Annotated in this window: 23 protein-coding genes; 13 read left to right on the top strand and 10 right to left on the bottom strand. The window is 61.4% G+C overall.

All coding sequences use genetic code 11. From position 1 onward, the window contains the following. Window positions 1–74: 74 nt before the first annotated feature. Window positions 75–1,268 (top strand): DUF3142 domain-containing protein, encoded by a 1,194-nt coding sequence (locus tag V7773_RS07540; RefSeq protein ID WP_336072880.1) that lies wholly within the window; start codon window positions 75–77, stop codon window positions 1,266–1,268. After that, window positions 1,255–3,405, top strand: coding sequence for a hypothetical protein (locus V7773_RS07535; RefSeq protein WP_336072879.1), 2,151 nt, complete (start codon window positions 1,255–1,257; stop codon window positions 3,403–3,405). Before V7773_RS07540 ends, V7773_RS07535 begins: the two co-directional genes overlap by 14 nt. Window positions 3,406–3,578: 173 nt before the next feature. Here the strand turns inward: V7773_RS07535 and lpdA are convergent, their stop codons facing one another. Next, window positions 3,579–4,979, bottom strand: a complete 1,401-nt coding sequence (lpdA, locus tag V7773_RS07530; protein ID WP_336072878.1) for a dihydrolipoyl dehydrogenase — start codon at window positions 4,977–4,979, stop codon at window positions 3,579–3,581. Window positions 4,980–5,199: 220 nt separating this feature from the next. Here lpdA and V7773_RS07525 point away from each other — a divergent pair, with 220 nt between their 5' ends. The 5 genes from V7773_RS07525 (at window position 5,200) to cfaB (ending at window position 12,536) form a co-directional block, all read left to right on the top strand. Further along, a complete protein-coding gene (locus V7773_RS07525; protein WP_336072877.1) occupies window positions 5,200–7,161 on the top strand; it encodes a protease modulator HflK in 1,962 nt (653 codons plus the stop codon). Further along, window positions 7,158–8,198: a protease modulator HflC gene (gene hflC / locus V7773_RS07520; protein WP_336072876.1), complete on the top strand. Its 1,041-nt coding sequence runs from the start codon at window positions 7,158–7,160 to the stop codon at window positions 8,196–8,198. Before V7773_RS07525 ends, hflC begins: the two co-directional genes overlap by 4 nt. Beyond that, window positions 8,195–9,247, top strand: coding sequence for a protease modulator HflK (gene hflK / locus V7773_RS07515; protein WP_336072875.1), 1,053 nt, complete (start codon window positions 8,195–8,197; stop codon window positions 9,245–9,247). The genes hflC and hflK overlap by 4 nt, the downstream gene beginning before the upstream one ends. After that, complete coding sequence (locus V7773_RS07510) at window positions 9,244–11,163, top strand: heavy metal translocating P-type ATPase (protein WP_092463287.1); 1,920 nt, start codon at window positions 9,244–9,246, stop codon at window positions 11,161–11,163. Before hflK ends, V7773_RS07510 begins: the two co-directional genes overlap by 4 nt. A gap of 185 nt (window positions 11,164–11,348) precedes the next feature. Then, a complete protein-coding gene (cfaB, locus tag V7773_RS07505) occupies window positions 11,349–12,536 on the top strand; it encodes a C17 cyclopropane fatty acid synthase CfaB (RefSeq protein WP_063323702.1) in 1,188 nt (395 codons plus the stop codon). On the opposite strand, the gene cls is transcribed toward cfaB, so the two are convergent. Continuing rightward, window positions 12,533–13,972, bottom strand: a complete 1,440-nt coding sequence (cls, locus tag V7773_RS07500) for a cardiolipin synthase (protein WP_092147611.1) — start codon at window positions 13,970–13,972, stop codon at window positions 12,533–12,535. The genes cfaB and cls overlap by 4 nt on opposite strands. Window positions 13,973–14,113: 141 nt before the next feature. Between cls and V7773_RS07495 the strand changes: the two genes are divergently transcribed. Further along, window positions 14,114–14,635 carry a DUF3617 domain-containing protein gene (locus V7773_RS07495; RefSeq protein ID WP_092147614.1) on the top strand — a complete coding sequence of 174 codons (522 nt, stop codon included), beginning with the start codon at window positions 14,114–14,116 and terminating at the stop codon, window positions 14,633–14,635. Between the two features lie 125 nt (window positions 14,636–14,760). Here the strand turns inward: V7773_RS07495 and V7773_RS07490 are convergent, their stop codons facing one another. The 5 genes from V7773_RS07490 to V7773_RS07470 form a co-directional block, all read right to left on the bottom strand. Continuing rightward, a complete protein-coding gene (locus V7773_RS07490; protein WP_336072872.1) occupies window positions 14,761–15,636 on the bottom strand; it encodes a metal ABC transporter substrate-binding protein in 876 nt (291 codons plus the stop codon). 11 nt (window positions 15,637–15,647) lie between these two features. Beyond that, complete coding sequence (locus V7773_RS07485; RefSeq protein WP_336072869.1) at window positions 15,648–16,514, bottom strand: metal ABC transporter permease; 867 nt, start codon at window positions 16,512–16,514, stop codon at window positions 15,648–15,650. Further along, window positions 16,514–17,182, bottom strand: a complete 669-nt coding sequence (locus V7773_RS07480; RefSeq protein WP_336072868.1) for a metal ABC transporter ATP-binding protein — start codon at window positions 17,180–17,182, stop codon at window positions 16,514–16,516. Before V7773_RS07480 ends, V7773_RS07485 begins: the two co-directional genes overlap by 1 nt. After that, window positions 17,179–18,075 (bottom strand): GTP cyclohydrolase FolE2, encoded by an 897-nt coding sequence (gene folE2, locus V7773_RS07475; protein ID WP_336072867.1) that lies wholly within the window; start codon window positions 18,073–18,075, stop codon window positions 17,179–17,181. Before folE2 ends, V7773_RS07480 begins: the two co-directional genes overlap by 4 nt. Window positions 18,076–18,190: 115 nt before the next feature. Further along, window positions 18,191–18,583, bottom strand: a complete 393-nt coding sequence (locus V7773_RS07470; protein WP_336072866.1) for a glutamine synthetase — start codon at window positions 18,581–18,583, stop codon at window positions 18,191–18,193. Between the two features lie 141 nt (window positions 18,584–18,724). On the opposite strand from V7773_RS07470, the gene zigA reads away from it, so the two are divergent. Next, a complete protein-coding gene (zigA, locus tag V7773_RS07465; protein ID WP_336072865.1) occupies window positions 18,725–19,933 on the top strand; it encodes a zinc metallochaperone GTPase ZigA in 1,209 nt (402 codons plus the stop codon). After that, complete coding sequence (locus V7773_RS07460) at window positions 19,933–20,583, top strand: DUF1826 domain-containing protein (RefSeq protein WP_336072864.1); 651 nt, start codon at window positions 19,933–19,935, stop codon at window positions 20,581–20,583. Before zigA ends, V7773_RS07460 begins: the two co-directional genes overlap by 1 nt. Here the strand turns inward: V7773_RS07460 and V7773_RS07455 are convergent. Continuing rightward, window positions 20,580–20,933, bottom strand: coding sequence for a hypothetical protein (locus V7773_RS07455; RefSeq protein ID WP_063323710.1), 354 nt, complete (start codon window positions 20,931–20,933; stop codon window positions 20,580–20,582). The genes V7773_RS07460 and V7773_RS07455 overlap by 4 nt on opposite strands. Window positions 20,934–20,960: 27 nt before the next feature. Here V7773_RS07455 and V7773_RS07450 point away from each other — a divergent pair, with 27 nt between their 5' ends. Then, window positions 20,961–21,926 carry a CobW family GTP-binding protein gene (locus V7773_RS07450; RefSeq protein WP_336072863.1) on the top strand — a complete coding sequence of 322 codons (966 nt, stop codon included), beginning with the start codon at window positions 20,961–20,963 and terminating at the stop codon, window positions 21,924–21,926. 12 nt (window positions 21,927–21,938) lie between these two features. Here the strand turns inward: V7773_RS07450 and V7773_RS07445 are convergent, their stop codons facing one another. Next, a complete protein-coding gene (locus V7773_RS07445; RefSeq protein WP_092221185.1) occupies window positions 21,939–22,361 on the bottom strand; it encodes a DUF3301 domain-containing protein in 423 nt (140 codons plus the stop codon). Window positions 22,362–22,480: 119 nt separating this feature from the next. On the opposite strand from V7773_RS07445, the gene pdxY reads away from it, so the two are divergent. Further along, window positions 22,481–23,353: a pyridoxal kinase PdxY gene (gene pdxY / locus V7773_RS07440; protein WP_336072862.1), complete on the top strand. Its 873-nt coding sequence runs from the start codon at window positions 22,481–22,483 to the stop codon at window positions 23,351–23,353. A 106-nt stretch (window positions 23,354–23,459) separates the two neighbouring features. Here pdxY and V7773_RS07435 read toward each other — a convergent pair whose 3' ends face one another. Continuing rightward, a complete protein-coding gene (locus tag V7773_RS07435) occupies window positions 23,460–23,945 on the bottom strand; it encodes an acyl-CoA thioesterase (RefSeq protein ID WP_003206993.1) in 486 nt (161 codons plus the stop codon). Window positions 23,946–24,222: 277 nt separating this feature from the next. Between V7773_RS07435 and V7773_RS07430 the strand changes: the two genes are divergently transcribed. Beyond that, entirely contained in the window at window positions 24,223–25,986 is a 1,764-nt protein-coding gene (locus tag V7773_RS07430) for a cation:proton antiporter (protein ID WP_336072860.1), read from the top strand. Window positions 25,987–25,990: the final 4 nt, after the last annotated feature.

Genomic DNA, 25,990 nt, shown 5'->3' with positions numbered 1-25,990 from the left:
CAAGCTCCCTCGCCACAGGTGTTCGCCGGGATCCGGGTGGCGTAATCTGCGGGGCTTTATGGGTGGAAGGCTGCATGACATTTCTTTTCCGGCTCTCCCTTGCCCTTGCCGTGTTGCTTTTGGGGGGCTGCGAACAACCTCCGGCCCCGGCCCTCGATCAACAGCTCTACATCTGGCAACGCCAATGGACCCCGGCCCACGCGCTGGCGCTGCGTCAAAGCCGGGGAGATTTTTCCACGCTGCGGGTGCTGGCGTTGCAGGCTTTTCCCGGGGCGGGCTGGAGCCGTGCGCGGATCGATTCGGCCTTGCTCAAGGCTGATGGCCGTCCGCTGATCGCTGTGATTCGCCTGGACGGTCAGCTCAAGGCTTTGGACCAGGGCGAGGTGATCGCGCAGATCCAGCAGGTGCTGGGCGATTGGCAAGCCCAAGGCCTGACCCCGATAGGGGTAGAAATCGACCACGATGCGGGCAACGCGCGGTTGCCGGCTTATGGAAAGTTCCTCGGTCAACTGCGGCATGTCCTGCCGGCCAACGTGCGGTTGAGTATTACCGCGCTACCGGCCTGGCTCGACAGCCCGGCATTGCCTGGGTTGTTGGAAACGGTGGACAGCAGCGTGCTGCAGGTCCACGCGGTGAGCGACCCGAGGCAGGGATTGTTCGATCCGAAACAGGCCCGGCACTGGGCGCAACGCTGGAGCGACATCACCACACGGCCGTTTTATCTGGCCCTGCCGGCATACGGCGTGGCGCTTCTGACCCAGGAGAGTGGCGCGCCGGTGGTGGAAAGCGAAGTGCCGATCGATCGCGGTGGCGAGCGGCGGGAGTTGCTGGCCGATCCGCAACAAGTGGCCGGGCTTGCGGCAGTTTTGCGTGCCGATCCGCCGAAACATCTCGCTGGATTGATCTGGTTTCGCCTGCCGCTGGCCGGCGACCGACGTGCGTGGAGCCTGACCACGCTCGGCGCCGTCGCCCGGGGAGATAACCTGGACAGTCGCTTGGCGTTGCAGTGGGGGGAGCAGGGTGGTTTGTACGATATTCGCCTGGTTAACCAGGGCAATCTCGACAGCCCTTGGCCCCAGCGCCTGACGCTGGCTGTCGGTGCGTGTGACGGCGTCGATGCCTTGGCCGGTTATACGTTGCAACAAACCCCCGGACTGCTTACTTTCACCCGCATTCAGGAAGGCCGCTTGGCGGCTGGCAGCCAACGGGCAATCGGTTGGGCGCGCTGTACGAAAATTGACCAAGGAGGTTTCAATGTTTACCCGTAAGTGGCCTCGTCACCTGCTGTGCCTGAGCCTTTGCCTGCCGCTGGGCCCGGTGCTGGCTTGCGGGCCGGATTTCCCGATGCGCCTGCTGGATAACCGCGCCCAGTCGCTGGCCGAATTACCCGAAGGCAGCTTTCGCTTCGAGGTCAGCCGCCTCGGCCAGGCGATTGCCGGGCTCAAGCCGGCCACCGAGGCGACACGCAACCCGGACTACAGCTATGACGACCCGCCTTCCTACGTTGAACAGCGCAACCAGGCCGAGCAGATCGGCCTGACCCCGCCGCAGCAAGCGGTGGTGGAGCGCCTGCGGGCCCTGACCGATGTTGACCAGGTGGCAGCCGAAGCGGCCAACCTGCCTGATGAGCTGCGCCTGTATGCGATTGGCGCGGCGGCTTTCAACATCGGTGAGCATCAGCGTGCTGTGGAGGCGTTCCAGCAATTGCTGGCGTTACCGGCTGACCAACGTCGGTTGCGCAGCACCTGGGCCGCATACTCCCTTGGCCGGGCGTTGTTCGCCGTGAGCACCGAGGCCGGCAGCGGCGACCCTGTGGTCTTGCAGGACCAGGCGCGAGCGGCGTTTCGCCTGGCCCGCGAGTTGAGCATTGCCGGCTTCAGCGATCCGCTGGAACTGGGCGTCGCCAGCCTTGGCGAAGAAGCCCGGGTGGCCTACACCGCTGACGATTGGGACAGTGCCATCGGCCTCTATGCGATCCAGAACCTGCAAGGGTCTCCGGTCGGCTACAGCTCGTTGCTGCAATTGGCCGGTGATTTGAGCGTCCAGCCGGATGAGCGTTTGAGCGAACTGCTCAAGACTCCGTTGGTGCAGCGGTTGGTCACCGCCTACCTGCTCAGCCGCATCGGCTGGTGGGACGGTGAAGAACCCTCGGGCGAGAAAAGGCTGTTCGAACTGTTGCAAGCCAACGCCCGGGACAATCTGGACGATGCCGACCGTTTGGCGGCGGTGAGTTACCAGCACGGCGATTACGCCAGTGCCCAGGCTTTTGTGCAAAAGGCTGCCGACACCGGCCTGGCCTGGTGGGTGCGTGCCAAGCTGGCCTTGCGCGACGGTGACAAAGTGGCCGCGGCGGCGGCTTATGCCAAGGCTGCCCAGGCTTTCCCGAACGATGAATCCTGGGGCAGCCGGCGGACACCGGATTGGAACTTCGAGTCGGTGCAGCCCAAGTGCCGGGTCGAAGGTGAAAGCGCGATCCTGGCCTTGCAGCGCGGCGATTACCTGCAAGCCTTCGATCAGCTCTATCGCGGCCAGAGCAACTATTGGTACGACGCTGCCGCAGTCGCCGAGCGTGTGCTGACGGTGGATGAGCTCAAGCAGTACGTCGACGCCCAAGTTCCGGCGCCACCGGCGTTGAGTCAGGAGGATCGGGACAACTACGTGCCGCTGCCGGTGGCTGCGAGCCTGCGCAATCTGCTGGGTCGTCGCTTGCTGAGGGAAGGGCGCTTTGATGAGGCACCGGCTTATTTCGATAACGCAGACTTGCAGAACAAGGCCCGCGCCTATGGGCAATTGCGCCAGGACGCGGAGTCCAAATGGTGGCCAACCCGACGGGCCGAGGCCTATTTCAATGCGTCCTGGATGGCGCGCAAATGGGGCATGGAGTTGCTTGGCTATGAGATGGCGCCGGATTACGCCAGCCTGGGAGGCAATTACAGCCTCGAACCGGTTGAGCTGAAGGTCGGGCCGCTGGTGGCCGAAGGCGAAGTGCAACGCCAGCTGGCCAGCGCCGCGCAGCCGGATGTGCGTTATCACTATCGGTTCGTCGCCACGGCGCTGGCGAGCCAGGCGGCGGATCATTTGCCGCATACCAGCCAGGCGTTTGCGGCGGTGCTGTGCAAAGCGGTGGGGTACAACTCCAGCCTTGAGGAGCAAAGCGCGCTGTATCAACGTTATGTGAAGGAAGGCCCGTACGTGGATTGGGCCGGGGATTTCGGTCATCAATGCCAGGAACCGGACTTCAGCAAGGCGAACAAACGCTACGTGACCCAGGCCTTGGACCCGATGCGTTCGGCGCTGCGACCTTACAAGGCCTGGTTGGAAGTGGGCGGGGCCGTGCTGGTGGTGGCCGTGGCGTTGGGATTGATCAGTCGGCGCCGGCGCAAGGCGCGGATGTCGGCCAGCTAACGGGCGAACACCGATTGTGGCGAGGGAGCTTGCTCCCGCTCGGCGGCGCAGCCGTCGTAGAATCGGCTGATGCGATTTGCCCGAAAATCGCGTCAGCCGATTTGGGGCGGCTGCGCCACCCAGCGGGAGCAAGCTCCCTTGCCACAGGTGTTCATTCCCGCTTTGCGTAGTTCCTACATCTGTGTCGCCATCCCCTCCACATTCATGGCCGCCTGGCGCAACGCCTCAGAGCGGGTAGGGTGTGGGTGGCAGGTCAGGGCGATGTCCTCGGCTGAGGCGCTGAACTCCATGGCCACGCAGTATTCACCGATCATCTCACTGACGCTCGGGCCTACCAGGTGCACGCCAAGGATCTCATCGGTGCGTTCATCGGCCAGGACCTTGGCGAACCCTTCGGTCTCATGGTTGATCTTGGCTCGGCTGTTGGCGGTGAAGGGGAACTTGCCGACCTTGTAGGCACGGCCTTCGGCCTTGAGTTGTTCCTCGGTCTTGCCGACGCTGGCCAGTTCCGGACGGGTGTAGATGACGCTGGGAATCAGCGCATAGTTGACCTCGGCGGCCTTGCCGGCGATCTGTTCGATGCAGGCCATGGCTTCGTCTTCGGCCTTGTGGGCCAGCATCGGTCCGGACGTCACATCACCGATGACCCAGACGCCGGGCGCTTCGGTCCGGTGATGCTGGTTGGCGAGCATGCCGCGCTGGTCAAGGCTCAGCCCGACGTTCTCCAGCCCCAGTCCTTGCGTGTAAGGCCGACGACCGATGGCGACCAGCACGTAATCGGCATCCAGGGGCTGTGCTTCGCCGCCCGCCGCCGGTTCGATCTGCAATTGCACGCCGTTGGCCGAGGTCGTGGCGCCGGTGACCTTCGAACTCAACTTGAACTGGATACCTTGTTTAGCCAAGGCCCGCTGCAAGGTCTTGCCGGCCTCGCCGTCCACGCCCGGGCAGATGCGATCGAGGTATTCCACCATGGTCACCTGGGCACCCAGGCGCCGCCAGACCGAGCCCAGCTCGAGGCCAATGACGCCAGCGCCGATCACCACCAGATGCCGGGGCACCTCACCCAGGGACAAGGCGCCGGTGGAGTCTAGGATGCGCTGGTTGTCGATTGGCACGCCTGGCAGCGGCATAGGTTCCGAGCCCGTGGCGATGACGATGTCCTTGGCGCTGAGTTCGGTCTTGGCGCCATCGTCGCCGGTAACGATCACCTTGCCGGGCCCGTCGATGTGGCCCCAGCCTTTGATCCAGTCGACCTTGTTCTTGCGAAACAGAAACTCGATGCCCTTGGTCAGGCCGGCCACGCTTTCGTCCTTCTGCTTCATCATCTGCGCAAGGTTGAGGGTGGGGCTGACTTCAATGCCCAGGTTGGCGAATTCCGCTCCCGTGGCGGCTTCGTACAGTTCCGAGGCATGCAGCAAGGCCTTGGAGGGCATGCAGCCGACATTCAGGCACGTGCCGCCCAGGGTGGCTCGGCCTTCGACACAGGCGGCTTTCAACCCCAACTGCCCGGCCCGAATCGCCGCGTTATACCCGCCGGGTCCGCCGCCCAGAATGATCACGTCGTAGTTGCTCATCGCTGCTCTCCTGCTTGGCCTGATAGAAAATTATGCTCGTAATATGAGCGTTTCCGCAGATTTCGGTCAAGGCTTAAGTCAAGAGGCCTGCGCTGGCCTTGTCATGAAGAATTCAAAACGGAAATTTCACAGGAATCGTTATAAGGTAACGGCATATAACGCAGCCTCAGTGGCATTTGTCCACGGGCCGGATTTTGATCGCCACGAGTGTTGGGGTGGTATGCAAGTCGATCTTGATGTCGAAGGGGCACAACTGGCCGAATGGCCGCGTTTTCAGCAGGCGTCGTTCCAAGGGCGCCGTTTGAAGCAGATCGCCTTCGCCCTGGGAAGCGTGGCGGGTTTGGGGTTGGTACTGGCTTTTTTTATCGGGGTGTTTTCGCCGCAATCGCTGTGGCCGGTTCTGCTGGTCAGCCAAGGTGCGGGACTCTTGGTGTTGGTAGCGGGTTTACAATCGGCCTGGTGGGTGACGCAATGGCGTAGCAGGGCGCTGCTGCCAGCTGTGGATAACCTGCCTGTGGAAAACGAACCGGTTGATAACCTGGGTTGGTATGAGCGGCTGCTGGAGCGAATCGGCGCACGCGGGGTCGGTCTGCTGAAACAGATCGGTGCGCCTGCGTTGTGGCTGGCCGGTTGGTCATTGCTGGTATTGCTGGGCCTGGAGCAAGCCTGGAATTTGCAACTGCCGGCTGCCGCCCTCGGTGTCCCCGCCAGTGTGGGGGCGGTGTTGTCGTTGTTGTTGGCATTCGGGCTATTAGTGTTCGAGCGGCAATTGGCCCAGCAATCTCCCGGTGAGTGGCCGGAAGCGCCGCCGCTGGCGCAACTGACGCGGGTGGCGATCATCGTGCTGGTGCTCGGCGCTTTGTGTTTGTTGTTCGTCGCAGAAACGTCCATCTGGCCGCTGCGCCTGGCCGTGCTGATGGGGCTGTTGCCGGGCGTGGTGGCGGCCGAGTTTTTGCTGCGTGCTGTGCTGTCGTTATTCATCCCGCGCCGAGACGCCCTGGAACCGACGCTGCTGGGCCGCAGTGTCATCGCCGATCTACTGCGCTGGCCGCCGCAACCGTTGCTGGCCTTGCAACATGAACTGCACAACCGTTTTGGCATCGACTTGCGCCAGATCTGGGCCTTCAGCTACATGCGCCGGGCTTTTTTGCCGGTGTTGGCCCTGGTGGTGCTGGTGGGCTGGTTGTTGACTGGCGTGCACGAAGTGCCGCTGCAGGGGCGTGGCATCTATGAGCGCTTTGGCAAACCGGTAGAGGTGTTCGGCCCGGGCTTGCATGTCGCGTTGCCTTGGCCGTGGGGCAGGGTGCTCAACGTCGAGAATGGCGTTGTGCATGAACTGGCGACCAGCGTCGCGGAGAAGCGGGCAGTGGTCGAGGCTGAACCGGCGGAGGGACCGGCGCCGGCAATCGCCAATCGGTTGTGGGACGCCAGCCATGTGAACGACAAGTCCCAGGTCATTGCCAGTCGTCGTGCCGACCAGCAGAGCTTCCAGATCGTCAACATGGACGTGCGCTTTGTCTACCGCATCGGCCTGACGGACGCCGCGGCCTTGGCGGCGACCTACAACAGCGCCGATGTGCCGACGCTGATCCGCAGCACCGCCAGCCGCATCCTGGTGCATGAGTTTGCGTCGCGCACGCTGGATGGTTTGCTGGGGGCTGACCGTGTCAGCCTCGCCGATGAAATCGGTCGCGCCGTCCAGGCTGATTTGCAATCGCTCGATAGCGGTGTGGAAATCCTGGCGACCGTTGTGGAGGCGATTCATCCACCGGCTGGTGCGGCCAATGCCTACCACGGCGTGCAGGCGGCGCAGATCGGTGCGCAGGCATTGATCGCCCGAGAGCGCGGCGCGGCGGCCGAACAGACCAACCAGGCACAGTTGCAAGCCAGCGTCGCCCATGACCAAGCCTCGGCCACCGCCCGGGAAATCAACGCAACCGCCCAGGCCGCCGACCTGCGCTTCAGTGCCGACCGCAAAGCCTACGCCACCGCGGGACACGCGTTTGTGCTGGAGCATTACCTGGGCCAACTCAGCCAAGGCCTCGCCAATGCCCGGTTGCTGATTCTCGATCATCGCCTGGGCGGCAGCGGCAACGCGCCGACCATCGACTTGCGTACCTTCACGCTGCCGGCAGACCCTGCGTTGCCGCGTAACCCTGTCCCGCCAGGAGCTGCCCATTGAGCCAGTCCTCTTCACACGATCACCACGACCACGCTGGTCACGATCACGGCCATGCCGGTCATCAACATGGTCATCATCACCACCATCATGGCGATCCGCAGCAGGCCGGTCCGTTCCCGTGGCGGCGCATGGGTTGGGCCGCGTTGCTGGTGGCGTTTGCCGTCGCGGCCGCAAGCCTGGTGCAAGTGCGCTCGGGGGAGGCCACGGTCATCACCCGTTTCGGCAATCCGGCGCGGGTGCTGCTGCAACCTGGCTTGGGTTGGCGCTGGCCGGCACCGTTCGAGGCGGCGATTCCGGTGGACCTGCGGTTGCGCACTACGTCCAGCGGTTTACAGGATGTCGGCACTCGTGATGGGCTGCGGATCATCGTCCAGGCCTACGTGGCGTGGCAGGTGCAGGGTGACCCGGAAAACGTGCAGCGTTTTATGCGCGCGGTGCAGAACCAACCGGACGAAGCCGCACGGCAGATCCGCACCTTCGTCGGCTCGGCGCTGGAAACCACCGCCGCCAGTTTTGACCTGGCGAACCTGGTTAACACCGATGCCAGCCAGGTGCGCATCGCCGATTTCGAAGCTCAACTGCGTCAGCAGATTGATCAGCAGTTGCTCACCACTTATGGCGTGCGCGTATTGCAAGTCGGCGTTGAGCGCCTGACCTTGCCCTCGGTGACGCTGACGGCGACGGTGGATCGCATGCGCGCCGAGCGTGAAACCATCGCCACCGAACGCACCGCTATCGGCAAGCGCGAAGCGGCGCAGATTCGCTCCGCCGCAGAACGTGATGCGCGAGTCTTGCAAGCCGATGCCACGGTGAAAGCCGCGGATATCGAAGCGCAGTCACGAGTAGAAGCCGCTGAGATCTATGGTCGGGCATACGCCGGCTCCCCGCAGCTCTACAATCTGCTCCGTTCGTTGGACACCTTGGGCACCATCGTCAGCCCAGGGACGAAGCTGATTTTGCGCACCGATGCGGCGCCATTCCGTGTCCTGGTGGACGGTCCGGTTTCCGTGGACGGCAAAGGTGGAACACAACCATGAGTTTGGTTCCACGTGGAACAAACGAGTTATCCAGCCCGTGGATCCAGGCCGGACGCCTGGCATTTCTTGCGCTTTACGCCGTCACGGTGTTGGCGGCGTTAGCCTGGGTCTTTTCCAACGTGCGGCAGATTGATCCGCAGAATCGCGCGGTGGTGCTGCACTTTGGCGCCTTGGATCGCATCCAGAATGCCGGTCTTTTGTTGGCTTGGCCTCGTCCTGTGGAACAAGTCGTCTTGCTGCCCGCTGCGGATCGGGTGCTTGAGCGGCGGGTGGAGAATCTGCTGCGCTCGGATGCGGCCCTGCAGGCTGATCGTGTGGCCAGTTTCGCCACGCCGGTTAGCGATGCTTTGGCCGGTTCTGGTTATTTATTGACCGGGGATGCCGGCGTGGTGCAACTGGATGTGCGGGTGTTCTACAAAGTCACCGACCCTTACGCCTTCGTCTTGCAAGGTGAACATGTCCTGCCGGCACTGGACCGATTGGCGACCCGCAGTGCCGTGGCCCTGACCGCAGCCCGGGACTTGGACACCATTCTGGTGGCTCGCCCCGAACTGATGGGCAGCGACAACCAGGCGGCCGAACGCCGCGAACGCTTGCGTGGCGATCTGGTGCAGGGGCTTAACCGGCGCCTGGCTGACCTGGCGGCGACGGGGCAGGGGTTGGGCATCGAAGTGGTGCGGGTCGATGTGCAATCGAGTTTGCCGGGGCCGGCGGTGAGTGCCTTCAACGCGGTGCTGACGGCCGGCCAGCAGGCCGATAAAGCCGTGGCCAACGCGCGCACAGAAGCCGAAAAGCTCTCCCAGTCCGCTCGCCAAGACGCCGACCGTGCCGTGCAAGTTGCCCATGCCCAGGCCAGCGAACGACTCGCCAAGGCTTCGGCCGACACGGCCACGGTGCTGGGCTTGGCGAAGACCCAAGGCAGCGATCCGCAAATGCTGCTGCGCCTGTATCGCGAACGCATGCCTGCCATCCTTCGCCAGGCCGGTTCAGTGACGACGATCGACCCGAAAGACGATGTCCGTCTGATCATCCAGGGAGCCGGACAATGACCGCCCAAACCAGCGCCGCACCAATGTTGTCCTCGACGGAACAACGCATCGCCGCCCGGCAACTGACCTTGGCGATGCTCGCCCTCGGCTTGCTCGCATTGGGGCTGGTATGGCGCGGCTGGTCGCCAGAGCAGAGCGGTGTCAGCCAACTGCTATTGGGGTTCGCCTCGCTATTGGTGGCGGTGCCGGTGATGCGTTCGGCCTGGTACAGCTTGCGTTACCCAAGCCTGCACGGGATTACCGACCAACTCATCGCCCTGGCGATGCTCGGTGCCTGGGCCACGGGCGACCTGCTGACGGCGGCGTTGTTGCCGATCATCATGATCTTTGGGCATGTGCTGGAAGAGCGCAGCGTCATTGGCTCTCAGGAGGCGATCCATGCCCTTGGCCAACTGACCCGCAGCCAAGGTCGCAAGGTGCAGGCCGACGGTTCGATCATCGACGTCGACAACGCGACACTCCAGCCCGGCGATGTCGTGGAGGTGCGCGCTGGCGATCGAGTGCCGGCCGATGGTCGGGTGTTATCCGGCCAGGCCAGCCTCGACACCGCACCCATCACGGGTGAGTCGGTGCCGTTGGAGGCTGTGGTCGGCACAGAAGTCTTTGGTGGCGCGATCAATCTGGATGGCCTGCTGCGCCTGGAAGTGACCCGGACCGGCGAAGAATCAACCCTGGGCAAAGTCATCGCCCTGATGCAAAACGCCGAACGCTCCAAGCCACCCATCACTCGCTTGCTGGAACGCTACGCCGGCAGTTACCTGGTGCTGGTGTTGCTGCTGGCGGCGGTGACCTGGTTCGTGACCAACGATGCCCAGGCGATGCTGGCGGTATTGGTCGCCGCTTGTCCTTGTGCGTTGGTGCTTTCGGCGCCGGCCACCGCCATTGCCGGGATCGCGGTGGCGGCGCGCCACGGGATACTGATCCGCAGCTCGGCCTTCCTGGAGGAACTGGCGGACCTGACGTCGTTGGTTGTCGATAAGACCGGTACTTTGACGTACGGCGTCCTGCGCCTGCAATCCATCGAACATGCCCAGGATGCCCCCTCATCGCTACTGTTGCCTTTGGCTGCCAGCCTCGGTTCGGCCAGCAGTCATCCGGTCAGTCGAGCGTTGGCAGGGCTGGCGGAGCAGGAAGACAGCCTGGCGCTGACGGACATTCATGAACGCCAGGGGTTGGGGGTGGTCGCGATGACCGTCCAGGGCGAAGCGGCGCTGGGGCGACCGGAGTTGTTTGCACAACTGGGCATTCAAACGTCAGCGGTCCCGGAGCATGACGGCCCGATTGCCGGCCTGGCCCTGGACGGGCAGTTCCTCGCCTGGCTGTTGCTGGCCGACAGCGTCAAGCCGGAGGCGCGGGTTGCCATGGCCGAGCTGCGCGAGCTGGGCCTGGGACGTCAGTTGCTACTGACCGGCGACCGCCAGAGCGTGGCCACGACCCTGGCCCGGGATGTCGGCATCGGCGACCTGCAAGCCCAGGCCCTCCCTGAAGACAAACTCAAACGGGTCATGGCCGAAATCGACCATGGGTTCCGCCCCATGGTGGTGGGCGATGGCATCAACGATTCCCTGGCGCTCAAGGCCGGAGTGGTGGGTGTCGCAATGGGCGCAGGCGGTGCAGACATCGCACTGGCGTCGGCAGACATCGTGCTGATCGGCAGCGACTTGCGCCGCCTCGGCACCTGCGTGCGATTGAGCCGCCAATGCAGGCGCACGTTGCAGGTCAACGTGATCATTGGCTTGGGCTGGACACTGGCAATCGTCGCTTTTGCCGCCTTCGGCTGGCTCGGTGCGGCGGGGGCGATGATCGCCGCGCTGCTGCATAATCTCAGTACCCTGCTAGTGTTAGGTAATGCGGGGCGATTGCTGCGGTTCCAGGAGCCACTCCTGAAAATCCAAGCGAAGGGAGCCGTTGGATAACCCTTGGCGAACTGTGCGTCACCCTTGCAGTCTCTGTTGGAGAGGGCGTACCCATACTGGCGTTACCCGGCGCACAAGGAGTGAATTTGGGACAGTGATAGAGAAAGGCTATAAATTCGATAGCCTGCTATTTTTCTATGATGGTCTACCCTCATTTCAGACGTCTGAAACAAGGGGGATTATTCATGCTCGCGCAACTTCCACCGGCCTTACAGAATCTGCATCTACCGCTTCGGTTGCGGCTCTGGGATGGCCATGAGTTTTCACTGGGTGACGACCCCAGTGTCACGATCGTGGTCAAGGACCCACAAATGGTCGCGCAATTCACCCATCCCAGCCTGGATGCGCTAGGAGCGGCATTCGTCGAAGGCAAACTGGAGCTCGAAGGTTCGATTCACGAAGTCATTCGTGTCTGCGATGAATGGAGCCAGGCCTTGGTCGAGGATGACGCCGACAACCCGCCGGTGCGATCGCTCCACGACAAGGAAACCGACGCCAAGGCGATCTCTTATCACTACGATCTTTCCAACGCGTTCTATCAGCTATGGCTCGACAGTGACATGGCCTATTCCTGTGCCTATTTCGAGACGGGCAGTGAAACCCTCGAACAGGCCCAGCAAGCCAAATTCCGCCACTTGTGCCGCAAGCTGCGATTACAGCCGGGTGACTACCTGCTGGATGTCGGTTGTGGGTGGGGCGGCCTGGCCCGTTACGCGGCACGCGAGTTCGGTGCCAAAGTCTTCGGGATTACCCTGAGCAAGGCGCAGCTGGCACTGGCGCGGGAGCGGGTCAAGGCAGAAGGCCTGGAGGATTCGGTCGAGTTGCAATTGCTGGATTACCGCGACCTGCCTCAGGACGGTCGTTTCGACAAAGTGGTCAGCGTCGGTATGTTCGAGCATGTTGGCCACGCTAACCTCGAGCAGTACTGCAAGACGCTGTTCGGCGCGGTGCGTGAGGGTGGATTGGTGATGAACCATGGCATCACCGCCAAGCACACTGACGGTCGTCCGGTCGGTCGTGGTGCCGGTGAATTCATCGAGAAGTATGTATTCCCCAACGGCGAGCTGCCGCACCTGTCGATGATCTCTGCCGAGATCAGCGAAGCGGGGCTGGAGATCGTCGACGTGGAAAGCCTGCGCCTGCATTACGCGCGCACGCTCGATCATTGGAGTGAACGCCTGGAGGACAATCTCGAGGCCGCCGCGAAGGAAGTGCCGGAACAGGCGTTGCGGATCTGGCGTCTGTACCTGGCCGGCTGCGCCTACGCATTCGCCAAGGGTTGGATCAATCTGCACCAGATCCTGGCGGTGAAGGCCCACGCCGACGGTAGCCATGAGTTGCCCTGGACCCGCGACGACATCTATACCCCTTAGAGAATCGGGGAAATAAGCCGGGCGATCCGCATGCCGATCTTTTGCAGGCGGTGGGTCTCCCGGCTTTCCTGTTTGTCGATTTCCACGGCTTGGGCGAAGTCCTGCTCAAGCATCTGCTCGACCTCGGTGGCGAACGGAATATCCACCGTGAGCAGCATGACTTCGAAATTCAAGCGGAACGAACGGTTGTCCAGATTCGCACTGCCGATGGCACTGATTTCACGGTCGATCAGCACCACTTTCTGATGCAGGAAGCCCGGCGCGTAACGGAACATCCGCACACCGGCCCGCACCGCCTCAAACGCATACAGGCTGGACGCGGCGTAGACGATCTTGTGGTCTGGCCGCGAGGGTAGCAGGATGCGCACGTCCACCCCGCGTAGCACCGCCAGGCGCAAGGCCGCGAACACCGCTTCGTCGGGGATGAAGTAAGGCGTTGTGATCCAGACTCGCTCGCTGGCCGCATGGATAGCCTCGACGAAAAACAGCGAACAGGTTTCGTAGGCATCGGCCGGGCCGCTGGTCAGCAACTGGCAGAGCACTCCGTCGTCCGGGTAGGTGTCTGGCAGGATCAGCGGTGGCAGCGAACGGGCCGCCCAGAACCAGTCCTCGGCAAACGACTCTTGCATACTCCCCACCACCGGGCCGCAGACTTCGACATGGGTGTCGCGCCAAGGCGCCAGGGGCGGCTTTTCGCCCATGTATTCATCGCCCACGTTGTGCCCGCCAACGAAGCCTAGAACGCCATCCACCGCCACGATCTTGCGGTGGTTGCGAAAGTTGACCTGGAACCGATTGAGCCAGCCGCTGCGGGTGGCGAAGGCTTTCACGTGGACGCCACCGTCGCGCAACGCCTGGACGTAACGGTGGGGCAGGGAGTGGCTGCCAATGCGGTCATAAAGCAGATACACCGCCACGCCTTCGGCGGCTTTTTTCAGAAGCAGTGTCTGCAGGCGCAGGCCGAGGTGGTCGTCGTGGATGATGAAAAATTGAATCAGTACGGCCTGCCGCGCGTTATCGATGGCCTGGAAGATTGCTTCGAACGTGGCCTGCCCATTGACGAGCAAACGCACCTGATTGTTCGCCAGGCATGGTGTGCGCCCCAGCTTGGGCATGGCCCGTAACGAGTCGTAGGCCTGGGAGGCACGGGCGGTCAAAGCCTCTTCAACCCACGGCCGCCAGTTCAGCTCGGAGATCGCCTTGCGCATCTCTTCGTTGGCTTGTCGGCGCGCCTTGATGTAGCCGTCAAAAGTGCTGCGCCCGAAAACCAGGTAAGGGATCAACGTCAGGTAGGGAATAAACAGCAGCGACAGGGCCCAGGCAATCGAGCCTTGGGCCGTGCGCACCGTCAATACGGCGTGGACGGCGGCAATGAAGCCCAGGGTGTGGAGCAGCGCGATCAGGTAACCGAAAACATGCGGGCCGAAATAATCCATGGGGCATTCTTGCTCCGGAAGTTTCAATGCTTAACAGACCATGTTCCATGGCGAATGTCGCTATTTAATTCACTCGTCCCGGGCCTGAACCGAAGGCTGAGGGCGGCGTCTAACGGCCACTTGTCCTCTGGAGTTTATGCAATGAATGTTCGTCTGCTGGGTGTGGCCTTGGTGATGGGGTTGTCGGTTCCGATGGCGGCTCAGGCGCAGATGCTCCAGCCGGGGTTATGGGAGCTGACTACCAGCAACATGAAGGTCGATAACCAGAACCTTCCGGACTTGCAATTGATCCTGGGCCAGGTGCAGAACCAGATGACTCCGGAGCAACGGGCGATGCTGGAAAAGCAGGGCATTACCATGGGCGGTAAAGGCATCCGCGTCTGCCTGACCCCGGCGCAGGTGCAAACCAATGACATTCCGCTGCAAGACCCGCAATCGGGTTGCAAGCAGCAGATCACCGAGCGTACCGGCAATCAGTGGAAGTTTCGCTTCAGTTGCCCGAAAGCCCAGGGTAATGGCGTCGCGACGTTCCAGAGCGATCGTGAATTCACCACCAAGGTCAACGGCACGTTCAATGCCACCGGCATCCAGCAGAACGGTAGCCTCGACACGCGCGCAGTGTGGCTGGGGCAGGATTGCGGGACGGTCAAGCCGAGGGCCTGAAGCTATTTAAAGGGATCGTTTGGTGAGCCCGTGGGAGCCAAGCTTGCTCGCGATGCAGGCAATTTCGGTGAGTCGCCAAGCGCGTCACCGTTCATCGCGGCAAAGCCTTGCTCTCACGAATGCTCTCAAGGCCGACTCAGCGCCTCATACAACGTATTGAGGTTGTATTCGAAAAGACCAGTAAAGGTGCTAGCCGGTCCACTGGTCGCGAGTGCATCGGAGTACAGCGTACCACCGATGTGCGCGCCGCTCTCGTCGGCGATCTGCTTGAGCAGGCGTGCGTCCTTGATGTTTTCCATGAACACCGCTTTGACCTTCGCCTGACGGATCTGGGTAATCAGTGCCGCGACTTCTGCCGCCGACGGTTCACGCTCTGTGGATAAACCCTGGGGCGCCATGAACTTGATGCCATAGGCCTGACCCAGGTAACCAAATGCATCGTGGGAGGTCACGATCTTGCGATTGCCAGCAGGCAATGCACCGAGCTTGGCCTTGGCTTCGGCGAGCAGGGCATAGATTTTCTTCAGGTACGCCTGGCTGTTGCGTTCGTAGTCGGCCTTGTTGGCCGGGTCGGCTGCTTCCAATGCCTTGGTGATGTTGCTGACATACAACTCGGCGTTCGCCAGGTTATGCCACGCGTGCGGGTCGGGGATGGTCTCGCCATCCTCATCCAGTGAGCGCGGGATGACGCCGCGACTGGCGCTGATCACCGGGGCTGTCGTTTCAGTGCTGGTCACCAGGCGATCCAACCATGGCTCGAAGCCCAGTCCGTTCTTGATGATCAGTTTTGCCTTAAGCAATGCCTTGGCGTCGTCTGGCGTGGGTTCGTAGGTGTGTGCATCGGCGTCCGGCCCGACCATGTTGGTGATGTTGATATGCTCACCGCCGACCTGTCGGGTCATGTCGGCGAGGATGCTGAAGCTCGTCACCACCTGAAGCTTTTCGGCGGCGGACAGGGACATGGACAGCATCAGACTGAATAGCACGAGCAGAACGCGCATCGGGAAACACCTCATTGGGATGTGAGCAAAGGCGGGCGGCGCAGCAAACCGTGCACCGGCCCGAATACCACCGACAGCAGATACAACGCGCCCGCCACTAGCACGATGGACGGCCCGCTGGGCAGTGAGTAGTAGAAGGACAACAACAGGCCAAGCCACACCGAGAGGCAACCGAGCAGCGCCGCGATCAGCATCAGCAGTGGCAGGCGACGGCTCCAGAATCGCGACGCGGCGGCCGGCAGCATCATAAGGCCGACCACCATCAGCGCTCCGATGGCCTGGAAGCCGATCACCAGGTTCAACACCACCAGGGTCAGGAACACGCCATGGGCCAACGGGCCGAGACGACTGACGGTTTGCAGGAACAGGGGGTCGAGGGTATCGAGCAACAGTGGTCGATAAATCAACGCCATTGCCACCAGGCTGATGCCGCAAACCCACAGCATGCCGGTGAGTGTGAGGTCGTCCACCGCCAAGGCCGAGCCGAACAGCAAGTGAAGCAAGTCCAGGCGTTTACCGGCCATGCCGAGGATTAACACGCCGGCTGCCAGGGAAATGGGATAAATCGCCGCGAGGCTGGCATCTTCCCTTAGACCGGTACGCCGGGTAATCCAGGCGGCCAGCCCGGCCATGCTCAGGCCCGCGCCCAGGCCGCCGATGGTCAAGGCTGGCAGGCTCAGCCCGGCGAACCAGAAACCCAGGGCGGCGCCAGGCAGAATGCCGTGCGCTACGGCATCACCAATCAGGCTCATGCGCCGAAGAATCAGGAACACACCCAACGGCGCCGTGCTGCACGCCAGCACCAGGCCGCCAAGCAAGGCCCGGCGCATGAAGACAAACTCTTGAAACGGTTGCCAGAGATGAGTGGCCGCAAGCATCAGGCCACCCATGTGTGGGGTTGTTGAGCGATCAAGTCGACGCTGCGGCCCAGCACGCAACCGGTGTTGCTGATCAGCAGCGTATGGGGGATATGTTGGCGGACCGCTGCCAGGTCATGGCACACCACCACGACGGTTCGGCCCTGGGCATGCCAGTGATGAAGGTGTTTCCACAGCAGCGCCTGGCCCTGTTCGTCGAGGGCGGCGTGGGGTTCGTCGAGCAATAGCAGTGGCGCTTCGGCCAGGCTCAGGCGAGCGAGCAGGGCGCGTTGCAACTCGCCTCCAGACAGCGCCATTAGCGGACGATGTTCGAGTCCGGTCAGCGCCCAGTCGGCCAGCACGGTCTGGAGCAATTGCCTTCGCTTCGCTGGCGTGTGTCGATTACCCCAGGAACCGGCCGCCACCAACGCTTGCAAACTGATGGGAAATTGCCGATCCAGATGTTGCTGCTGCGGCATGAACGAAACTCCACCACGGCGTGGAACATCCAAGGTGACTTTGCCGGAGAGCGGTTTTTGCATCCCCGCGAGCACTTTCAACAGGCTGCTTTTGCCCGAGCCGTTGGCCCCGATGATGGCGGTAAGACTCCCGGCTGGTCGCTGCATCGTGAGCGGCGGTGTGAGAGGTTGTCCGGGGGCGCCCCAGCGTAGCGCTTGGCAGTCGATCATGATGCCTCCCGGGTCCAGCGGCTTTGCGCCACGGCGTCATGGGCATGCAGGCTTTCGGCGTGAACGACGCGTACATTCAGCGCAACAATGTCGGGTGACCGGCTCAGTGCGATGCTTAATCGCCGCGCGGCGTCTTCGCAGAACATCAGATTTTGGCCGTTGGCCAGGGCGAAGGCCTGTTCATCGGCGCGCTTGACGGCGGTTTGCACAGCGGTGCCGAGGGCCGCTTCGGCTTCGTTGATGAAAAACTGCAGCGGCAAATCGTCGGCATTGGCGTTCAGGCGCAGACTCAGGAACGCCGTACTGCGTTGGCTATGAGGGGTGGCAACAATGCCGTTCGATGAACCTAGCCAGGCCAGGATCTCGGCGTGTTCAAGTTTCTTGTTAGCGAAATCGTCGACGAATTGCTGTTGGATCAATTGCCGGGCAAGTGCGGCCGAACAAGGGCAGGTGGAGGAATAGGGAATCTGGATATTCAGTTCCACGTGGAACATTGCGTTTTTCAAGTGGGCTTCGATGCTCACGGGGTAACGTTTCCAACCCATCAGTGGGCTGATGAGTGCCGGACGCTTGAGCAGCAGGTCGGTATGCACACTGAGCGATGCTGCGTGGGACAAGCCTTCGTGGCTGTCGAGAAATTGCTGGAGGATTCGGCGCAATAACGCTGGCGAAAGCGCAGTCTCTTCGAGCAGCTCCAGCGCCAGGTATAAGCGTGACATGTGAATGCCGCGCGCCTCACCGTCGTCAAGGCTGACACCTGCGTCGGCCATTGCGCTGAGACGCTGGCCGTCAATCAACACCGGTGTTGCGATGCCACACATACCCACCCAATCAAGGGGTAGGGCTTGACGTGAAGCCTGCGCAGCGATGTCGGGCAGGGTTAACGCGTTCATGGTCAAAGTCCATCGAAGGTTCAAAACTAGATGTTATAGTATAACGTCTAATTTAAAGAAACCTTTTCCATGAAAGGATTTTCATTCCCCAAACGTTCACGTTCCACGTGAAACATCAGCGCGATGAATCCTGGCAGCCGTTCATACGTCCGCATACAAATGCACCCGCACTACCACCAGAGCTCGAGAAACGATTGAGCGTCGTCCAGCCCACACGCCGGCTGTATCCGACCCAACTTTCTCCATCCGATGCCAAACCAGTAAAGAAGGTGAGCTGACCGTAACGGCTGTTTGTTTGCGCCCAATAACGACGACTGGCGGCTTCAAATCCCCGCAAATAAATGGTGCTTCCCGCCGTTGCGACGCTGTAGGCATTGCCCTGAATGTCCACGCACGCCAGCAGATTCGCACTGCGGGTGCAGTTCGCCAGGAGTGGAGTTTGGGCCGAAGCGCATAACACCCACAGCAATAACGGGCTTGCCAATACGAATTTCAGATGACTGCGCATGGAATGATCTCCAACCAATGCAGGACGGCGGGGTGGTTGAATCGTGTTGTTATACTATAACATAAAAAGCGCTCCCCCTGAACCTGGTCAAACCTGGAAACGAGCCGTAGTCGAAGCGGCCGCCCGATGAGGATATACCTGATGCCCAATCGTCTTCCCGTAACCGTGCTTTCCGGATTCCTCGGTGCCGGTAAAAGCACACTGCTCAACCACGTTTTGCGTAATCGCGAGAATCTACGAGTTGCGGTGATCGTCAACGATATGAGCGAGATCAACATCGATGGCAGCGAAGTCCAGCGAGATGTCACCCTGAGTCGTTCCGAAGAAAAACTGGTGGAAATGAGCAACGGCTGCATCTGCTGCACGTTGCGCGAGGACTTGCTCAAAGAAGTCGGGCAACTCGCCAGGGAAGGGCGTTTCGATTACCTGCTGATCGAATCCACCGGTATTTCCGAACCGTTGCCAGTGGCGGAAACCTTCACGTTTCGTGATGAAGAAGGCCGGAGCCTGGCCGATGTGGCTCGACTCGACACCCTGGTCACGGTGGTCGATGGGGTGAATTTCCTGCTGGATTACCAGGCCGCCGAAAGCCTGGCGTCACGGGGTGAAACCCTGGGTGAGGACGATGAGCGTTCGATCACCGACCTGCTGATCGAACAGATCGAGTTTGCCGACGTGATTCTGATCAGCAAGATCGATCTGATCAGTCAGCATGAGCGGGAAGAGTTGACGGCGATTCTGCAGCGTCTCAACGCCCAGGCGCAGATCATTCCGATGGTCATGGGGCAGGTGCCACTGGGCAGAATCCTCGACACAGGCCTTTTTGACTTCGAACGCGCCGCCCAGGCACCTGGCTGGCTACAGGAACTGCGTGGCGAGCACGTGCCAGAAACCGAGGAATATGGCATCGCCTCGACCGCCTACCGAGCACGCCGGCCATTTCATCCCGAGCGGTTCTTCAATTTTATCGACCGTCCGTGGCCCAACGGCAAACTCCTGCGCTCCAAGGGGTTCTTCTGGCTGGCCAGCAAACCTGAAGAAGCGGGCAGTTGGTCCCAGGCTGGCGGCTTGATGCGACATGGCTTCGCCGGGCGTTGGTGGCGGTTCGTGCCGAAAAACCAATGGCCGCAGGATGAAGAGAGCACAGCGGCGATCATGAAGAACTGGCTGGCCGCCACAGGCGATTGCCGTCAGGAGCTGGTCTTCATTGGTCAGGACATTGATTTTGGCCAACTCGCCGCTGAACTGGACGCTTGCCTGCTCACCGATGCGGAAATGGCCCTCGGGGTCGAAAATTGGCGGCTGTTGCCGGATCCGTTCGGCCCGTGGCATGACGAGGTCGCGGCGTGATGCTGGCGCCCAGTCTGAAAAAGGCTACGCAGGCACGACAGGTCCAAGGTGATACGCCAGGGGTATTCACGCAGATCCTGGACGACGGCACCAACCTGGCGGTCTGGCAGCGTCAGCTTCCTGCGCACATCAGCGATTTTGCGGTCATGGTGTTGGCGATGGACCAGTCCTTGGCCGAATCACGCGTGCTTGAGTTGCCGGAGGAAGACTCGCAGCCGGCGTTGCAGGGCCTGGCTGCAGGTTTCAGCGACCTGCAAGGCTATGAAGGCTTTATCGCCGATGTCTCCTGGCTCGTCAGTGCATTTGCCTGCCTACTGGGTGCCCAACGTGTCGGCCTGCGCCTGCGCACGTTGGACAAGGCGATGTGCCCACGTTTCCACGTTGACCACGTACCGGTGCGGCTGCTGACCACCTATGCGGGTGTCGGCAGCCAGTGGCTCGAGGAAGGTGTCATGGACCGTCGACGACTGGCCGAGCCTGAGGCTGAGCCCAGTGACCCATGCGTGATCCAGCAGTTTCGTTGCGGTGATGTGGGTTTGCTTAAAGGCGAAAAATGGCGCGGTAACGAAGGCCTTGGCCTGATTCATCGATCACCGGAGCCGGCGCCGGGAGAGCGTCGATTGATTCTAACGCTGGATTGGCTGGCTTAAGGCTTGAGCCAGGTGCCTTGGCTTTGCCCTTCGCAAAATGGCTGCAGGTACGCGGCATCGGTCGCCACGCCGTAATAGTGAATATCCTGGCGGTAAGGCATATTGGCGACCTGGGCGTTGCTGCAGATGCCGAACGCGCCGCCAGGGCATTGATCGACGTATTGCACCTCGACTTTCTGGCCGGCAAGGTTTGGCTGGCAGAAACCATCGGCAAACAGCTTCTGCGGGATGTTGCGGTTCTGCTGGCAGACCTTCACATCCAGCCGTTCCGCCTGACTGTGCACCACACAGGCCTGGGCCAGTGCCTGGTTGGAAGTCAGTGCCAGTAACAACCAGCCGATCATTCGCATATTCACCTCCATCGAAAGTCGTCGATTATGTTGCAGCACATTCCCACCCATGTCATCGCCGGTCCCTTGGGCGCCGGCAAGACCAGCCTGATCAGGCATCTGCTGGCGCAGCGCCCGGCCAATGAGCGCTGGGCGGTGCTGATCAATGAGTTTGGCCAGATCGGCCTGGATGCCGCGTTGCTGACCCAGGCTGGCGATGGTATCGCACTGGGCGAAGTGGCCGGCGGCTGCTTGTGCTGTGTCAACGGTGCGCCGTTTCAGATCGGTCTTGGGCGTTTGCTACGTAAGGCCCGGCCGGATCGGCTATTCATCGAACCCTCGGGCCTGGGGCATCCGGCACAGTTGATGCGACAACTGAGTGAAGCGCCATGGCTCGGTGTGCTCGCGGTGCAACCCTGTGTGCTGGTGCTGGATGCCCGGGCGATGGCGGACGGCAAGCCTTTGCCCGACGCGCAGCAACAAACCCTGGCGGCTGCCGGACTGCTGGTGCTGAACAAGTCCGAGTCCCTCACACAAGCCGATCGTGAATGGCTGACGGCGCAGCTGCCAGGGCGTGCGTTGTACTGGACGCAACAGGCTGCGTTGCCGATCGATCGATTGCCAGGCCTTGCGGCTCGGGGCAGTGGGGCTGTGGATAACTTGAATCTACCGAAGCGCTTGGGCCAGATACCGGCCATTTGGTCCGACCCGACGCTGCCGATCTGCTTGTATCAGCAGCAGGAAGGTGGCTGGAGTATTGGTTGGCGCTGGCATCCCAGCCAGCAATTCGACGCAGCGGCATTGACGCGATGGCTACAAGGCCAAGACTGGAAACGGGCGAAAATGGTTATCCACAGCGTCGACGGTTGGATTTCAGCCAATGCGCTGGAAGGGGCGGTGTTGGGTTGGCAAACCAGCGAGTGGCGCCAGGATTCTCGGATCGAGCTGATTTTCGATCAGGTGCAAGACGTCGATCGCCTGCAGGCCGAGCTGGCGAACTGTCGGTGTCGCTGAGTCAACGCTGTTTCAAGGCTTCCACTTGTTGTGTTCCTGGCGCCACTGGCTCAATTCGATAACTTCAGCCCTGGGCCTGGTCTGGACCGGTTCGATGGGCGCTGGCGGTGTTTCTTCAAAGGGCATCGGGTAGGGTGCCAGCTCTATGTGTGCGCTGTGGGCACCAAATTGGGTGATGGTGCCCGAATGGCGGCTTTCGCCGGTGACGGTGAACTCGAAGGTGTAGACGCGAGCCAGGCGTCGCCGACCATTGGCGTCCTTCATGAAGCCGATTTTTTTCAGCGCCACGTTGCCGTCCAGCAGTTCGATCTTGAGGTTGGTGCAATGCTGCATGACCCTCGCCAACGCCCGTTCGCGCAAGCCATGGTTGTGCCACAGCCAGGCGCCGCCGGTAGCCAGCAGCATCAGCACGAAGATGTTTCCAAGGGTCAGCATGAACGAAGTGCTCCAACAAGTTGCTGTCAGCTTAACTGCCTCGCCGGTCTGTCGTACAGGCTGCGTTTAGTCGCATACTGCGCGGCTTGAATTTCAATCGTTTTACGGAAACTTCCCGCATGAAACGTACGCCTCATCTGCTTGCCATTCAGTCCCACGTGGTGTTCGGTCACGCGGGCAATAGCGCCGCGGTGTTTCCGATGCAGCGGGTCGGCGTGAACGTCTGGCCGCTCAATACCGTGCAGTTTTCCAATCACACCCAGTACGGCCAATGGGCCGGTGAGGTGCTGGCGCCGGAGCAGATACCGGCATTGGTAGAAGGCATTGCCGCTATCGGTGAGCTGGGGCATTGCGATGCGGTGTTGTCCGGTTACCTGGGCAGCGCGGCTCAGGGGCGGGCGATTCTGACGGGCGTGGCGCGGATCAAGGCCGCCAATCCGAAGGCGCTGTACCTGTGTGACCCGGTTATGGGGCATCCAGAGAAGGGCTGTATCGTGGCGCCCGAGGTGAGTGAATTTCTCCTGGAAGAAGCCGCTGCCGTGGCGGACCTCATGTGCCCGAACCAACTGGAGCTGGACAGTTTTTCGGGACGCAAGGCGCAGTCTTTGCTCGATTGCCTGGCCATGGCCCGGGCGTTGCTGGCCCGTGGGCCGAAAGCGGTGCTGGTCAAGCACCTGGCCTACCCTGGCAAGCCGGATGACAGCTTCGAAATGCTGTTGGTGACCGCCGATGGCAATTGGCACCTGCGCCGTCCGCTGCTGGCTTTCCCGCGCCAACCGGTGGGTGTGGGTGACCTGACCTCGGGGTTGTTCCTGGCGCGGATATTATTGGGGGACAGCCTGGTGGCGGCATTCGAATTCACCGCGGCGGCGGTGCACGAAGTGCTGCTGGAAACCCAGGCCTGCACCAGCTATGAGCTGGAACTGGTCCGTGCCCAGGACCGGATCGCCCATCCACGGGTGCGGTTCGAGGCTGTGCCAATCAGTCTCTGATCAATGCAGCCCCTTGTGGGAGCGAGCTTGCTCGCGATGAGGGCATCACATTCAACATAGAGGTTGGCTGTGACATCGCCATCGCGAGTAAGCTCCCACATGTCGGTTAAGGCCCGTCTGCCTTGATGTCCTGATAACGCTTTTCCAGCTCCTGGCGAATCTGCCGGCGTTGCTGGGCTTGTTCGTAGCGGCGTTTTTCTTCGCTGTTTTGCGGCTGCAAGGGCGGCACGGCTGCGGGTTTACGCAGGTCATCCACCGCAACCATGGTGAAGAAGCAACTGTTGGTGTGGCGCACCGAGCGTTCGCGAATATTTTCGGTCACGACTTTGATGCCCACTTCCATCGACGTGTTGCCGGTGTAGTTCACCGACGCCAGGAAGGTCACCAGTTCGCCGACATGAATCGGCTCACGAAAGATGACCTGGTCAACCGACAGGGTCACCACGTAGCGCCCGGCGTAGCGGCTGGCGCAGGCGTAGGCGACTTCGTCGAGGTATTTGAGCAAGGTGCCGCCATGGACATTGCCAGAGAAGTTGGCCATATCGGGGGTCATCAACACCGTCATCGACAGCTGGGCGTTTCCAGGTTCCATAACGTACTCACGGTTCAAGGCAGCAATTCGGGAGTGCACCTCTGCGGGTGCTGGTGGGTGGCCTGCAACAGGTCACCAGGTTTTAAAAACCACCGATATCGGGACGCTGCGCCTGTGGTTGCCGTCACGCGCCGATGGATCTGTTTCCATATATTGCACCGTCTTTTTGTCGGAAGTCGCGGTGTTACCCTTCAAAAGCCCGTTGTGAGGGCAATTCCTACAGAGGAAACGGATTTCTCCAGCTCTGAAGTGCGTCATTTGAACAGGGAGCCCCGACATGCATGCCATCAGTTTCATTCAAGACTTGGCGATCATCATGATGGCTGCGGGGCTGGTGACCGTACTCTTTCATCGTTTCAAGCAACCGGTGGTACTGGGCTACATCGTGGCCGGCTTCATCATCGGCCCGCATACGCCGCCGTTCGGTTTTATCCACGACGCAGACACGATCAAGACCCTGGCCGAGCTCGGGGTGATCTTCCTGATGTTTTGCCTGGGCCTGGAGTTCAGCCTGCGCAAACTGTTCAAGGTCGGGGCCACCGCCTTCATCGCGGCGTTCCTCGAAATCGTGCTGATGATCTGGATCGGTTATGAAATCGGCCGCTGGTTCGAGTGGAGCACCATGGACTCGCTGTTCCTCGGCGCGATCCTGGCCATTTCCTCCACCACCATCATCGTCAAGGCCCTCAACGACCTGAAGATGAAGAACGAGCGCTTCGCGCAGCTGATTTTCGGGGTGTTGATCGTCGAGGACATCCTGGGCATTGGCATCATCGCCTTGCTGTCGAGCATTGCCGTCAGCGGCACCGTGAGTTCCGGCGAGGTGTTTTCCACCGTGGGCAAGTTGTCGTTGTTCATGATCGTCGCGTTGGTCATCGGCATTCTGCTGGTGCCAAGGGTGCTGGCCTACGTGGCGAAGTTCGACAGCAACGAAATGTTGCTGATTACCGTGCTGGGCCTGTGTTTCGGCTTCTGCCTGCTGGTGGTGAAGCTGGAATACAGCATGGTGCTCGGGGCGTTCCTGATCGGTGCGATCATGGCTGAGTCCCGGCAACTGCTGAAAATCGAGCGGCTGGTGGAACCGGTGCGCGATCTGTTCAGCGCGATCTTCTTCGTCGCCATCGGGCTGATGCTCGACCCGGCGATATTGCTGCAATACGCCTGGCCGATTGCGGTGATCACGGGTGCAGTGGTGCTCGGCAAGATGTTGTCCTGCGGCCTCGGTGCCTTTATCGCCGGCAACGACGGACGTACCTCGCTGCGCGTTGGGATGGGCCTTTCGCAGATCGGCGAATTCTCCTTCATCATCGCGTCGTTGGGGATGACCCTGCAGGTCACCAGCGATTTCCTCTATCCGGTTGCGGTCGCCGTCTCGGTGTTGACCACACTGCTGACGCCATACCTGATCCGGGCCGCCGACCCGCTGTCCGTCAAGTTAGCGACGGTCATGCCGCAACGGTTGGCGCGGGTGCTGGGGATGTATGGCGAATGGCTGCGCAGCATCCAGCCCCACGGCGAAGGGGCGATGGTGGCGTCGATGATCAGGCGGATTTTGCTGCAGGTTGGAGTCAACCTGGCGCTGGTCATCGCGATTTTTGTCTCGAGCGGTTATTTCGCCGAGCGAATATCGGCTTACCTGCAAGCGTGGATCAGCGACCCGAGCTGGCAAAAGGCATTGATCTGGGGCGGGGCGTTGCTGCTGTCGCTACCGTTCCTGATCGCCGCCTATCGCAAGCTCAAGGCGCTATCGATGCTGCTGGCGGAGATGGGCGTGAAGACGGAGATGGCTGGCCGCCACACCCAGCGCGTGCGTCGGGTGATCGCCGAAGTGATCCCGATTCTCTCGTTGCTGGTGATTTTCCTGCTGTTGGCAGCCTTGTCGGCCAGCATTTTGCCGACCAACAAGTTGCTCGTACTGATCGCCGTGGTGGCGACTGCCGTGGCGGCACTGCTCTGGCGCTGGTTCATCCGCCTGCATACGCGGATGCAGGTGGCCTTGCTTGAAACCCTGGACAACCACAAGGAGTCGTCCGGGCATTGACCGG

The organism is Pseudomonas sp. 3JA (assembly GCF_036961705.1).
In the GTDB taxonomy this organism is placed as follows: domain Bacteria; phylum Pseudomonadota; class Gammaproteobacteria; order Pseudomonadales; family Pseudomonadaceae; genus Aquipseudomonas; species Aquipseudomonas fluorescens_Q.
The sequence above is the reverse complement of the archived record's forward strand: the minus strand, read 5'-3'. Positions and strand labels throughout refer to the sequence as shown.

Excerpts from the sequence above, each read along its gene's own strand:
- V7773_RS07540 (WP_336072880.1), top strand. The coding sequence starts at position 75 with ATGACATTTCTTTTCCGGCTCTCCCTTGCCCTTGCCGTGTTGCTTTTG.
- V7773_RS07535 (WP_336072879.1), top strand. The coding sequence starts at position 1,255 with ATGTTTACCCGTAAGTGGCCTCGTCACCTGCTGTGCCTGAGCCTTTGC.
- lpdA (WP_336072878.1), bottom strand. The coding sequence starts at position 4,979 with ATGAGCAACTACGACGTGATCATTCTGGGCGGCGGACCCGGCGGGTAT.
- V7773_RS07525 (WP_336072877.1), top strand. The coding sequence starts at position 5,200 with ATGCAAGTCGATCTTGATGTCGAAGGGGCACAACTGGCCGAATGGCCG.
- hflK (WP_336072875.1), top strand. The coding sequence starts at position 8,195 with ATGAGTTTGGTTCCACGTGGAACAAACGAGTTATCCAGCCCGTGGATC.
- V7773_RS07510 (WP_092463287.1), top strand. The coding sequence starts at position 9,244 with ATGACCGCCCAAACCAGCGCCGCACCAATGTTGTCCTCGACGGAACAA.
- cfaB (WP_063323702.1), top strand. The coding sequence starts at position 11,349 with ATGCTCGCGCAACTTCCACCGGCCTTACAGAATCTGCATCTACCGCTT.
- cls (WP_092147611.1), bottom strand. The coding sequence starts at position 13,972 with ATGGATTATTTCGGCCCGCATGTTTTCGGTTACCTGATCGCGCTGCTC.
- V7773_RS07495 (WP_092147614.1), top strand. The coding sequence starts at position 14,114 with ATGAATGTTCGTCTGCTGGGTGTGGCCTTGGTGATGGGGTTGTCGGTT.
- V7773_RS07490 (WP_336072872.1), bottom strand. The coding sequence starts at position 15,636 with ATGCGCGTTCTGCTCGTGCTATTCAGTCTGATGCTGTCCATGTCCCTG.
- V7773_RS07485 (WP_336072869.1), bottom strand. The coding sequence starts at position 16,514 with ATGCTTGCGGCCACTCATCTCTGGCAACCGTTTCAAGAGTTTGTCTTC.
- V7773_RS07480 (WP_336072868.1), bottom strand. The coding sequence starts at position 17,182 with ATGATCGACTGCCAAGCGCTACGCTGGGGCGCCCCCGGACAACCTCTC.
- folE2 (WP_336072867.1), bottom strand. The coding sequence starts at position 18,075 with ATGAACGCGTTAACCCTGCCCGACATCGCTGCGCAGGCTTCACGTCAA.
- V7773_RS07470 (WP_336072866.1), bottom strand. The coding sequence starts at position 18,583 with ATGCGCAGTCATCTGAAATTCGTATTGGCAAGCCCGTTATTGCTGTGG.
- zigA (WP_336072865.1), top strand. The coding sequence starts at position 18,725 with ATGCCCAATCGTCTTCCCGTAACCGTGCTTTCCGGATTCCTCGGTGCC.
- V7773_RS07460 (WP_336072864.1), top strand. The coding sequence starts at position 19,933 with ATGCTGGCGCCCAGTCTGAAAAAGGCTACGCAGGCACGACAGGTCCAA.
- V7773_RS07455 (WP_063323710.1), bottom strand. The coding sequence starts at position 20,933 with ATGCGAATGATCGGCTGGTTGTTACTGGCACTGACTTCCAACCAGGCA.
- V7773_RS07450 (WP_336072863.1), top strand. The coding sequence starts at position 20,961 with ATGTTGCAGCACATTCCCACCCATGTCATCGCCGGTCCCTTGGGCGCC.
- V7773_RS07445 (WP_092221185.1), bottom strand. The coding sequence starts at position 22,361 with ATGCTGACCCTTGGAAACATCTTCGTGCTGATGCTGCTGGCTACCGGC.
- pdxY (WP_336072862.1), top strand. The coding sequence starts at position 22,481 with ATGAAACGTACGCCTCATCTGCTTGCCATTCAGTCCCACGTGGTGTTC.
- V7773_RS07435 (WP_003206993.1), bottom strand. The coding sequence starts at position 23,945 with ATGGAACCTGGAAACGCCCAGCTGTCGATGACGGTGTTGATGACCCCC.
- V7773_RS07430 (WP_336072860.1), top strand. The coding sequence starts at position 24,223 with ATGCATGCCATCAGTTTCATTCAAGACTTGGCGATCATCATGATGGCT.